The organism is Neorhizobium sp. NCHU2750 (genome assembly GCF_003597675.1).
Taxonomy (GTDB): domain Bacteria; phylum Pseudomonadota; class Alphaproteobacteria; order Rhizobiales; family Rhizobiaceae; genus Neorhizobium.
This window is the reverse complement of the sequence record NZ_CP030827.1, coordinates 112831-124287: the sequence shown is the minus strand read 5'-3', so window position 1 is coordinate 124287 and position 11457 is coordinate 112831. Positions and strand designations below refer to the sequence as shown.

Below are 11457 nucleotides of genomic sequence, written 5' to 3'. Positions count from 1 at the left end.
CCTCCCGGTCGAAGAGATGACGGTAGACGGGATGGTGAAATATGCTCATCCATCTGAAATCGAAGCTTATCGATCAGGTCGAGTATGACGTACCCTCCTCGCGCATGCGGTTGTTCATGGCGAATGGGGAGATGCGGGAATTCTGTGACGTGCCTGCCTATGTCATCGAGGATCTGCGCCGGACCAGTTCACCGGGTAACTATTACATGAAGCTGATCCGCAACCGCTATCGCACGCCTGGGGCAGATGCCTGATGACGGCATCGCCGGCTAGTGCCGATGAGCGGCGGCAGTGCCGTTAGTCACGTTTCCATCGTGAAGGCCGGCCTCTAGTGACCGATCACCATCCTCATGATATTGGCTGACGATCAGGGCGCGAACGGAAAGTCCTCATGACCACGACTCAAGTTATGCGAGAGCCACTTGAAGAACTCGAGTTTGCCATCCACCGCGTGTGCGCCCACGCAATTCTTCTGATCGACCTCCTGTTTGCATCGCGTCTCTACCGGGTGGTGGGGGATTTCACCCAACCGCTTCTGCTTGGCGGGGCAGCTGCCATCATCCTGTTTTACTGCGGCTATGCGGTGCTGCGCGGTCGGATCATGCTGCCGATCCTTGCGATCTGTTTCATCGCGCTGATCATGAATCAGATCGCGCTGTTCGCGGGCAGGCTTCACATACCGGTTCAGCCCAACGTGTTCTTCCAGTTCATGTGGCTCTTGAGCTTTCTGCCTTTCTGTTTCATGGCAGTCACGCTCGGCACCAACTACCTGATGAAGTGGGTGATCACCTATTCGACAGCCTATTGCATCATCTATGCCGCCATGTCGGTCCTGCAGATGGGAGGCGCTATGCCAGGAAGCCTTCTGGCAGCGATCACCTCGTCGGATGCTGAGCGCGGAGCCCGGATTTTCCTGTATCTAGCCGTGGCCTGCCTCGCCTATTTCTATTGGCTGACACAATTGTTCGAGAGGATAACCTATTGGCGGTTACTCTTCTTCCTAAGTTCTGCCGCCGCCTCGGTGCTGTCGCTGTCCCGCGTCTATCTGCTGATCATCTTCCTGATCACGGTCCTGTTCCTTTTCTCGCAACGGCCAGCGCTGATCACCGGCGCGGCGCGGCTGGGCATGATCGCTGGGTCCGCTTATGTCATGTCGGGCCTGCTCTACCATTCCTTCAATCCGTTCGAGCAATTTGCAAACGACTCGTCCGGCTCCTACCGGGCGATGGAATACGAGGTTGTCCGGCAGCGGATCTTCATGGATCCGCTCTGGGGCTTCGGCGTGACACCCAGTGTCGACATGACCAAGAGCTTCCTTGGCGAAATGCAGATCTTCTCGAGTGACCTTGGCCCCATGGGGGTCTGGTTCGACCTCGGCCTGCTTGGTCTCGCCCTCTATTTCTTTGTCCTGTGGAAATGTGCCGAACCGCTGCGTGCCTTGGCGCCGAACTATGGCTGGCCACTGTTGATGACCGGGGCCATGCTGACGGCCTATGGATGCATATCGCCATTGGCCATGTCGGCCCCGGGAGGCACCACCGTTACTGGCCTCATTATCGGACTTAGCCTGGGAACACGAAAATCACCGTTTCGGCAAGGCAGACGGCCCCGCGCGGCACTATCGTGACGGGCAATCCATGACCTGATCGGCGCGTCGCCGGGCCGCTTGGCGGCAGCGAACGCGCTAGGCAATTCAGCCTCGGCTTGCTCAATTGGGTTAAACTAGATAAAACTTCTCAAATTATCGTGACGTCCCCTGCTCTTAGAGCGTGGAGGCGGTGACGAGGAACTTGCGGGTTTCCTCTGCGCGCATATCCGACGCTTGTTCGTTGAAGTGGATTGGCAATTGAACTTCTGGCACTCGATGGTCTGGAAAACCAACGGCATACAGGTCGTGTCGCCGGTGAAGTGGCGTTGCCTGGACGGTCTGGTGAGCGTGCTCTGGGAAGCGGAAAGTCAGGCAGGAGCAAGCGGCTACTATCTTGCCGAAGACCCGCGGATCATGGTGTTCTTCAACGATGTGTCGTCGCGGGTGAGAATTTCCAACGAGAATGGCGAATTCTCGCGCAATTACCGGCCGATGACGCGCGCGATCTATATCCCTGCCGGCATGCCGATGTGGACGACGAGCAAGAGCCTGCACCGGTTTTCCCATCTCAACCTGCATATGCACAAGGACCGGCTGATGCGGTTCCTGGCTCCGTCGATCGGAAGCTCGGCCGCCATGGCCGCGCTCAAGCGGCCGGTCGAGATCCAGGATCTCGGGCCGATCGAGGCGCTGTCGGGGCTACTGGTCGACGAGATATCTTCGCCTTCGCGCCATGCCGTTTATGCCGAAAGCCTGGCAGGCAGCATCGCGACGGCTCTGCTCGACATTCCCCATGGCGAAAAACCAACCTCGAACGGCCGGCTGACCAAGGGACAGATGAACAAGCTCATCGCGCGGATGGACGCCTGCAGCAATGGCCGGCTGACGATTGCGGAAATGGCCGAGACGGTCGGCCTGTCGGAAAGCTGGTTTGCCAATGTGTTCAAGCAGACGACGGGGAAGAGCCCGCTGCAATGGCAGCTCGCCAAGCGCGTGGAGCTTGCCAAGACGCTGCTGCTTCAGCGGGACCTCGCGGTGGCGGAAATCGCCGCCCAGCTTGGCTTTACCGACCAGGCGCACCTGACCAAGACGTTCAGGCAGGTCGTGGGCGATACACCCGCCGCATGGCGGCGGATGCATGAGGCTGACTGAGGCCCTAACCCGGCGTTCCAAGCCGAACCTTCACGCCGACAAAGCTTGGCCCGCCCGTTTTGCTCCGGGCGGGCTTTTTCATGATTACCAGGTCTGGCGGAGCGTCGCGTAGATCGTCCGGCCCTGATTGTAGTAGACGCCGCCACCGTCCTGATTGGTGATGTGCTTGTCGTCAAAGACGTTGTTGACGTTCAGCTGGAAGGTCGTGTTCTTGACGATGTTATAGGTGAAGGATGCGTCGAACACGACGGCAGTTTCGGATTTATTACTGTTGGCAAGGTCATAATAATAGGAGCCGATATAGCGGGCGCCTGCACCGAAGGTCATGTCGCCACGCCTACCCTGGCCTTCCAACTTGTAGGTGCCCCACAGCGACGCCATGTTCTTGGGAACACGCATCAGGCGATTGCCATTGTCATCCTCGCCGGGGTCGTCGATCTTGGAATCGATGTAGTTGTAGGCCGCGATCAGGTTGATATCCTTGGTGACCTCAGCCTTGGCTTCAAGCTCCAGACCGCGATGGCGTACCTTGTTGACGGTGAAAGGTATGTAGCTGATACCATCATCGACCGTGATGTTGCCCTTGGTCAGATCGTAGAGCGAGGCGGTGAAGAGCGCCGGGAAGGCGTCCGGCCGATACTTGATGCCGACCTCATACTGCTTGCCTGTGGTCGGATCGGTGCCGACGCCGGGAGGTGCAGCGGATTCGGCGTAGCTGATATAGGGGGCCAGTTCATCCGTGATCTTGTAGCTGACACCGATGCGCTTGGTGAACTTGCTGTTGCTGTCTGACTCTGTGCCGCCCCCGAACAGGTCGGTCTCCGTTAGGTCGAACCAGTCGTTGCGCATGCCGACGCTCACCGTCAGGCGGTCGTCAAAGGTGAAGTCCTGCTGCAGGTAGATCGCCTTCGTCTTCTGCTTGTCGCGGGTGCCGTAATTCGGGTCCGCCGAAGCCGGACCACCGGAATAGACCGGGTCTACCCAATTGATCGGCGGAGCAGAGGGGTCATAGAGGCCGTAATTCTGCGACTGGAAGTGATTGTATTCCAAACCACCGAGCGTGCGGCTGTCGACGTTGCCGAAATTCGTCTCGTAGACAAGGTTGGCATCGGTGACGAACTGCTCGTTGTTCGTGTCACTGCCGAAGTAATAGCGGTCGGCGAGGTCCGAACCGTCGGTGCGCGTGTAGGACAGATAGGCGCTGCCGAAGTTGTTGCGACCCTTGGTATAGCGCGAATTGGAACTGAAACTCAGGCCGTTGCCGAAGTCGTGGTCGAACTTCACGCTGTAAGTGTTGCGATTGGTGTTCATGAAATAATAGTCGGGCTCGCCGAAGAAGTCGCTCCGGTCGAAATCGGAGCCGATCGGCTGGCCGCCCGAGCCGGGCACGCCTTCCTTGCTGAGATGATCGAAGACGAAGGAGAGGCTCGTCACATCGGTCGGACGCCAGGTCAGGCCGCCCATGATGAACTTCTCGTTGTCGCGCGAGTAGTCATACTCAGCGTCGGCATTCTGCATCTTCGTGGTCAAACGATAGGAGAGCGTATCGTCCTTGGTGATGTTGTCACCGAAGTCCAGGCCGGCTTCCTTGTGATTGTAGGATCCGCCGGTCACATAGGCCTCACCGAAACGCTCCGTCTTCGGCAGTTTCGTCACATAGTTGATGGAGCCACCCGGTTCCGCCGCGCCGAAGCCGGCAGAGCTCGTGCCCTTCAATACCTCGACGCGGTCGAAGGCATAGGGCTCCTCCTTGGTGTTCGCGACCGTCCGACCGATCGCAAGGCCATCGCGATAGGTGTAGGGCTCGAAACCGCGGATGTTGATATAGTCGTAACGGTCGTCGCCGCCATAATAGCCTGTCGTGACGCCGGCCGTATAACGCACGGCCTCGACGATGCTGGTGGCGCGACGTTCCTCGAGTTCCTTGGAGGTAATGACCGAGACGGTTGCCGGTGCGGTCAGGATATCCGTCGGCAGCTTGCCCGCACCCGTTGTTTCCGTCGCAACGATCGTCTTGGAGTCGTTGCTCGTATCGAGCACGGTGCGCGACCCCTTGATCACGATCGGTGCAAGCGCCGTTCCCGAGCCCGCGTTGGCGGTGGTGGCGTCTGCTTCCTGGGCAAAGACAAAGGTCGGAGCCAATGCAACGAGCGCCGTACATCCGAGCAGCAGGGTGCCCCTGTAGCGCTTGGAGGCTCGCTTCGCATTGTCACTCGTGCGTACTATATTCATATCCATCTTCCAACGTTGATCCGACAGTCGGGCACTCCGGGATAAGAGTGCCGCGGCCCATATCTGGCGGGGAGAAGATTGGCTCGCGTCCGGACATTCCGCTCCATCGAGAACAGGTCTCGACCTCGCCGGCCGCTTAAGCCCCCATATTAAGTCCCCATTAACGCACTAACTTGAGTAGCGTAATCCAGTATTGTAGGTTTTTCGAGTTTTGTAGAATTCAACGGAAATTTAACGAAAGTTCCGGACCGGATGCCGTATCGGCGTTGACGCCGCCTGTTGAACCTGAAACTGAAAGTCCACTTATCCCGAGACAGACGCGGAGGCTGCGCCATGCTGCCATTGATCATTTCAGTCGCGCGGGCAGTGGCTTTTTCCTGCATGCTGTTCGTTACCGCCGGATCGGCATTGGCCGAAGACGGACCGACCTATCCGATCACCATCACTCACGCATTCGGCAAGACGGTGATTGCCAAGAAGCCGGTGCGCGTCGCCACGGTGGACTGGGCAAATTACGAGGTGCCGCTGGCGCTGGGTATCGTTCCCGTGGGCATGACAAAGGCCAATTTCGGCGATGATGACGGCGATGGCTTGCTGCCCTGGGTCAAGCAAAGGCTGACGGAACTCAACGCCCCGACGCCGGTCCTGTTCGACGAAGGCGATGGGATCGATTTCGAGGCCGTTGCGGCGACGCATCCGGATGTCATCCTTGCCGCCTATTCCGGCATCAGCAAGTCGGACTACGACACACTGAGCCAGATTGCACCGGTTATCGCCTATCCGTCGTCGCCCTGGTCTACCGACTGGCGCACGATGATCCGGATGGATAGTCTCGGCCTCGGCATGCCCGCCGAAGGTGAGGCGCTGATCAAGAAGCTCGAGGGAGAAATCGCCGACGCGGTGGCCGGTCACCCGGAACTCAAGGGCAAGACGGCGATGTTCATCACCCATCTCAACGCATCGGATCTGAGCACCATCAACTTCTACACGACGAACGATACGCGGGTGAAATATTTCGACGATCTGGGTCTCGCCTCGCCGAAAAGCGTGCTGCAGGCTTCCAAGCCGGGCAAGTTCGCGGGCTCGGTGAGCGCCGAACAGATCGACGAATTCAACGATGTCGACATCGTCGTGACCTATGGCGACGACAAACTGCTGCATGCGCTTCTGGCCAACCCGCTGACATCGAAAATGCCGGCGATCCAGCGCGGCGCGCTGGTGACCCTTCCCAACAGCACGCTGGGCACGGCCGCCAACCCGACGCCGCTTTCCATATCCTGGGTATTGAAGGACTACGTGACGTTGCTGTCCAACGCCGCCAAGAAAGCGAAATGACCACCCGCGGACTGTCATCGACGGCGAGACCAGCCATCGCTTCGGGTCGTGCACAACGCGGTCTCTGGCTGATCGCGCTTTGCGGGCTGCTGCTTGTCCTTTGCACCCTCTCCGTGACCGTGGGGACGCGGGATGTCGGCTGGGGCGACATCAGGCTGGCGCTTGATGGTCATGTCGACACGATCGGCCAGTCGGCCGTATCCCTGCGCATACCGCGCACGCTGCTGGCGCTGCTTGCAGGAGCGGCACTCGGGCTCGCCGGTGCCGTGATGCAGGGTGTGACACGCAATCCGCTTGCCGATCCGGGTATTCTCGGCGTCAACATGGGAGCGTCGCTTGCCGTCGTCGTCGGTGTGGCGTGGTACAACATGGCTTCGGCTTCCGCCTATATCTGGACGGCGATTGCCGGTGCGGCGCTGGCAGCGATCTTCGTCTACACGGTCGGCTCGCTCGGACGCGGCGGGGCGACGCCGCTGAAGCTTGCGCTTGCGGGTGCTGCCACCTCGGTTGCCTTTTCCTCGCTGGTGATCGCCATCGTGCTGCCGCGCGCAGATATTGCCGGCGGCATCCGCTCATGGCAGATCGGCGGCGTGGGTGGCGCGACATTCGAGCGGATCGATCCCGTCCTGCCGTTTCTCGCGGTCGGCTTCGCCATCAGCCTGCTTTCTGCCCGCAAGCTGAATTCGCTGGCGCTCGGAGACGAGCTCGCGGCCGGTCTCGGCGAGCGGGTGGCGTTTGCGCGTGGCTTCGCCTCGCTCGGCGCCATCCTGCTCTGTGGCGCCACGACAGCGGTCTGCGGCCCGATCGGCTTCCTCGGCCTCGTCGTGCCGCATGTCTGCCGGCTGCTTACCGGGGTCGATCACCGCTGGCTCCTGCCATTCTCGGCACTCGGCGGTGCAGCACTTCTTCTCGCCGCCGATATCGTCGGCCGTATCGTGGCGCGGCCGGCCGAGATCAATGTCGGCATTATTACGGCACTCATCGGCGCACCGTTCTTCATCTGGATCGTCCGGCGCCAGAGGGTACGCGACCTGTGACCGGTATGTCCTCCACACCAATTTCACCCTCTATTTCCCCGGCCGCTGATCCTGGCCCTGCCCCAGCGAACACGCTTGGCATCATCATCGCCAATCGGCATAGGCGGCGGCGGAAATACCGGGCGATCCTCGCGATACTTGCGATGCTGATCGTCGCCGTCTTTGCGCTGACGCTTTGCCTCGGGCAGTCGTTCACGCCGCCCGGCGAGGTCCTGCGCGTGCTGATGGGCGAGACCGTGCCGGGCGCAAGCTTCACCGTCGGCCAGCTTCGGCTGCCGCGCGCCGTGCTCTGCGTGCTGGCGGGGCTGAGCTTCGGGCTGGGTGGCGTGGCATTCCAGACCATGCTGCGCAATCCGCTGGCGAGCCCCGACATTGTCGGCATCAGCTCCGGTGCCAGTGCCGCAGCTGTGTTTGCCATCGTCGTCCTGTCGCTGAAGGGGCCGATCGTCTCGGTTCTGGCCGTCTCGGCCGGACTTGGCGTGGCGCTCGCGGTCTATGGGCTTTCGTTCCGCAATGGCGTGGCCGGAACGCGCCTCATCCTTGTCGGTATCGGCGTGTCGGCCATGCTGGAAAGCGTGGTCTCCTATATCCTGTCGCAGGCGCCCGCCTGGAGCCTGCAGGAAGCGATGCGCTGGCTGACCGGAAGCGTCAACGGTGCGCAGCTTGGGCAGTCCATCACGCTTGCTCTCGCACTTGCCGTGTTCGGCGGTCTGCTGATCGCCCGCGGGCGCGATATCGAGGCACTGAGGCTCGGCGACGACATGGCGGCCGCGCTTGGCGTCAGGGTATCGGCCACGCGCGCGATGGTCATCCTCGCCACCGTCGGGCTGATCGCCTGCTCGACAGCGGTAACCGGACCGATCGCCTTTGTCGCCTTTCTCTCCGGACCAATCGCGGCCCGGGTCGTCGGCGATAGCGGGCCGTTGCTTTTGCCGGCGGCGCTGGTCGGGGCGCTTCTGGTTCTGGCGGGAGACTATGCGGGTCAGTTCCTGTTGTTCAGCCGCTATCCCGTCGGGGTCGTCACCGGCGCACTCGGTGCGCCCTACCTGATCTATCTCATCATTCGCGTAAACCGGGCCGGAGGCTCGCTATGACCGGTCATACTCTGCCCACCAATACTCGGCCCACACATACTCTGGACGCCATCAAGCTTTCCGCCGGTTATGGCGATAGCGACATCCTGAGCGACCTCGACATCGCCGTGCCACCGGGCAGGATCACGGTCATCGTCGGCGCAAATGCCTGCGGCAAGTCCACGCTTCTAAGATCGATGTCGCGGCTTTTGGCGCCACGCGGCGGCCAGGTTCTGCTGGACGGAAAATCAGTGCACCGGATGCCGCCGCGCGACCTTGCCCGTGTTCTCGGCCTGCTGCCGCAATCGCCGATCGCGCCGGAGGGGATCACGGTCGCCGATCTCGTCGGCCGAGGGCGCCATCCGCATCAGGGGCTTTTTTCCCGCTGGACACGGAAGGACGACGAGGCGGTGCAAGCGGCGCTCGACGCGACCAAGACCGCCGATCTGGCCGACAGGCCGGTGGACGAGCTTTCCGGCGGCCAGCGGCAAAGGGTGTGGATCGCCATGGCGCTGGCGCAGGAGACGGATATCCTGCTTCTCGACGAGCCGACGACCTTTCTTGACATCAACCACCAGATCGAGGTGCTCGACCTTCTGACCGATCTCAACCGGGCACGCGGCACGACGATCGTGATGGTGCTGCACGACCTCAACCTTGCGGCCCGCTATGCCGATCATCTGGTGGCGATGGCGCAAGGCCGCATCCATGATGCGGGCACTCCCGAAGCCGTGCTGACGGAAGACAATGTCAGGGAAGTCTTCGGGCTTCAGAGCCGCGTGATCACCGACCCGACCTGCGGCCGACCGATGATGCTGCCGCTCGGGCGGCACCACACGATAACCGCGGCCTGAACGGGGCCGATATCAGCGCCAGTGATCCGCGACCCACTTTGTCGGCAGGATGTAGTGACGCAAATACTGGAAGAAGCCCTTCTTGCGGCGCTTCTCCTTGTTGAACACACCGGCAACATGCTGCAGCGGCGTTTGCGCAGGAGCGCTGGAGCCGTATCGCCCCTCGATCGCATGCTGGGGCAAGAGCCCGCGCGGGAAGATCACAACGCGGGCGCTCGACGGCAGCCGGGGTGCGAGGAAATAGTTGAGCGGAAACGGCCAGCGGCAATCCTGTCGGAAATGCAGCACCCATTTACGCGGGAAGAGCTTGATGCCGCCCGGTGCGCAGCGGCTGACATAGCGCTGCTCGAACCGGTAGGTATCGGCCACCCATTGCGGGTTTTCCTTGAACTTCTCCTGCAGCGGCACGAGCTTGCCGACCGGGAAGCGGAACAGCGAGGTCTGACCGAGCCGCTCGAACGGTGTCGTCTGGTTCTTCGCCAGAACGACGTCATCGGGACCGCCGAGCTCGAAGAAGGGATCGAGCGAGGAAACGATCACCAAATCCAGGTCGAGGAACAGGACGGCGCCCTTGAGCGAGCCGAGTTCGGGGCCCCAGAGGCGCGATTTCGGCCAGATGCCGCGGGTGTTGACCGGCATCTCGACGCCGATCGGCGGCAGGTCCTCGCAGAGAATGCCGGGATGCAGGCCCTCGCGGTTATCGGTGAAGCAGGTGAAGGTGAAGGGCGGCGTGATGTTACGCTCGACCATGTTGTAGAGGCGGTTGATGAAGGGGGCGCCGTATTTCGTGCCCCAGCTGATGCAGATGACCTGCTTGACGCCACCACTTGCTGCCAGAATTGCAGAACTCATTGTCGAACTCTCTGCTGAACTCATGCACGCACACCCATCTTCCGGTTGATACCAGGCCCATGCGCGAGGCTGCTTCGCAGACCCCGCAGCACAATGCTTTCCTGCGCCGATACGAAGACCGCGCTGCCGGCTGCATCGCTTGTCTTCCTTCGTGGGGGGCTGTATTCGACTGGCGTTGGAAATACAAGCGCGCTCGCCTCGTCCGAGCGCCGAGGGGCCCATGCGATTTTTCGGATTCAAGCGTCCGCGCCACGTCACCAGAGAGATCGGCATCACGCCGCCGAAGCCGCAGGCGGACAGGCATGGCATTGCGATCGTCTGCTGGATCAAGAACGAGGCAAACTACATCGTCGAATGGCTGCGCTTCCACAGGGCTGTGGGCGTGCGCCACTTCTTTCTCTATAATGACGGCTCTTCGGACGGAACGTTCGATCTCGTCCGACAGACGCTGTCGGAAGACGAGGTGACCATCATCCCGTGGTCGATGCGCATGCGCGACGAGGCCACCGAGGAAATCATCAATGCCCAGACGGTCGCCTATGCGCATGCGATCGTGAATTTCGGCGGCCAGTTCGAATGGATGGCCTTCATCGATGCCGATGAATTCCTGCTGCCGAAAACCGGACTGACGCTTGAGGAGGCTCTGACTGGAGCCGGCGGCTTCCCGAATATCTCGCTGCCGTGGCACATGTTCGGCCATGGCGGCCATGAAACGCGGCCCGCCCTGCCCGTCACGCAGGCCTATACGATGCGGGCCAGGGATCCGATGTATCGCCATCCGCATGCGCTCAACTTCAAATGCATCGTCGATCCGACCGAAGTGACGCATGTTTCCGTGCATCATTTCCAGACGAGGACCTTCGGCAACAAGACCTCGAATGACGCAGGCAAGATTTTCGACCGACGGAGCCGCAAGGAAGCAGGCTTCTATTCCTCCAGCTTCATCCAGCTCAATCACTATTACGGCCGCTCGCGCGAGGAATTTTCCCGAAAGATCAACCGCGGCATTTCCTACGATGCCTCGACCGAGGCCTACCGGGCCAAATCCCTGTCGATCATCGACCACCTGGAAACGGATCCGGTCGCGGATGATGCGATGAAGGATTTTGTCGAACGGGCGACGATCAAGCTAGACTGAGGGGCGCAGAGGCCAAAGAAGGCTGGAGCGGGTGAAGGGAATCGAACCCTCGTATTCAGCTTGGGAAGCTGCTGCTCTACCATTGAGCTACACCCGCTTGCAGATGTGAGGTTTCCAACAAGCCGCCGGCTCTGTCAAGGCCGCTTCGATGGGCGGCAGGTCGAAGAATGAATTGCTGCGGCATCACGGCAAGGCT

General features: G+C 60.9%; 10 protein-coding genes and 1 tRNA gene. 8 read left to right on the top strand and 3 right to left on the bottom strand.

The window, feature by feature from the left end; all coding sequences use genetic code 11:
* The first annotated feature begins 41 nt into the window (after positions 1-41).
* The 3 genes from NCHU2750_RS00605 (at position 42) to NCHU2750_RS00595 (ending at position 2740) form a co-directional block, all read left to right on the top strand.
* Positions 42-254 (top strand): KTSC domain-containing protein, encoded by a 213-nt coding sequence (locus tag NCHU2750_RS00605; RefSeq protein WP_119938674.1) that lies wholly within the window; start codon positions 42-44, stop codon positions 252-254.
* 137 nt (positions 255-391) lie between these two features.
* Positions 392-1627 carry an O-antigen ligase family protein gene (locus NCHU2750_RS00600; RefSeq protein ID WP_162939434.1) on the top strand — a complete coding sequence of 412 codons (1236 nt, stop codon included), beginning with the start codon at positions 392-394 and terminating at the stop codon, positions 1625-1627.
* Between the two features lie 219 nt (positions 1628-1846).
* Entirely contained in the window at positions 1847-2740 is an 894-nt protein-coding gene (locus tag NCHU2750_RS00595; protein WP_119938672.1) for a helix-turn-helix domain-containing protein, read from the top strand.
* Between the two features lie 84 nt (positions 2741-2824).
* Here the strand turns inward: NCHU2750_RS00595 and NCHU2750_RS00590 are convergent, their stop codons facing one another.
* The gene (locus NCHU2750_RS00590; protein WP_119938671.1) at positions 2825-4972 is read right to left on the bottom strand and encodes a TonB-dependent siderophore receptor; all 2148 of its coding nucleotides are present in this window, start codon (positions 4970-4972) and stop codon (positions 2825-2827) included.
* Between the two features lie 381 nt (positions 4973-5353).
* Between NCHU2750_RS00590 and NCHU2750_RS00585 the strand changes: the two genes are divergently transcribed.
* The 4 genes from NCHU2750_RS00585 (at position 5354) to NCHU2750_RS00570 (ending at position 9271) form a co-directional block, all read left to right on the top strand.
* Positions 5354-6307, top strand: coding sequence for an iron-siderophore ABC transporter substrate-binding protein (locus tag NCHU2750_RS00585; RefSeq protein WP_245480435.1), 954 nt, complete (start codon positions 5354-5356; stop codon positions 6305-6307).
* Complete coding sequence (locus NCHU2750_RS00580) at positions 6304-7344, top strand: FecCD family ABC transporter permease (RefSeq protein WP_162939433.1); 1041 nt, start codon at positions 6304-6306, stop codon at positions 7342-7344. Before NCHU2750_RS00585 ends, NCHU2750_RS00580 begins: the two co-directional genes overlap by 4 nt.
* A 143-nt stretch (positions 7345-7487) precedes the next feature.
* Complete coding sequence (locus tag NCHU2750_RS00575) at positions 7488-8438, top strand: FecCD family ABC transporter permease (protein ID WP_245480299.1); 951 nt, start codon at positions 7488-7490, stop codon at positions 8436-8438.
* Positions 8435-9271, top strand: coding sequence for an ABC transporter ATP-binding protein (locus tag NCHU2750_RS00570; RefSeq protein WP_119938667.1), 837 nt, complete (start codon positions 8435-8437; stop codon positions 9269-9271). The genes NCHU2750_RS00575 and NCHU2750_RS00570 overlap by 4 nt, the downstream gene beginning before the upstream one ends.
* Positions 9272-9283: 12 nt before the next feature.
* Here the strand turns inward: NCHU2750_RS00570 and NCHU2750_RS00565 are convergent, their stop codons facing one another.
* Positions 9284-10123 carry a glycosyl transferase gene (locus tag NCHU2750_RS00565; protein WP_119938666.1) on the bottom strand — a complete coding sequence of 280 codons (840 nt, stop codon included), beginning with the start codon at positions 10121-10123 and terminating at the stop codon, positions 9284-9286.
* A gap of 220 nt (positions 10124-10343) precedes the next feature.
* Here NCHU2750_RS00565 and NCHU2750_RS00560 point away from each other — a divergent pair, with 220 nt between their 5' ends.
* Positions 10344-11261: a glycosyltransferase family 92 protein gene (locus NCHU2750_RS00560; RefSeq protein ID WP_119938665.1), complete on the top strand. Its 918-nt coding sequence runs from the start codon at positions 10344-10346 to the stop codon at positions 11259-11261.
* A gap of 23 nt (positions 11262-11284) precedes the next feature.
* Here the strand turns inward: NCHU2750_RS00560 and NCHU2750_RS00555 are convergent.
* Positions 11285-11358, bottom strand: a tRNA-Gly gene (locus tag NCHU2750_RS00555).
* Positions 11359-11457: the final 99 nt, after the last annotated feature.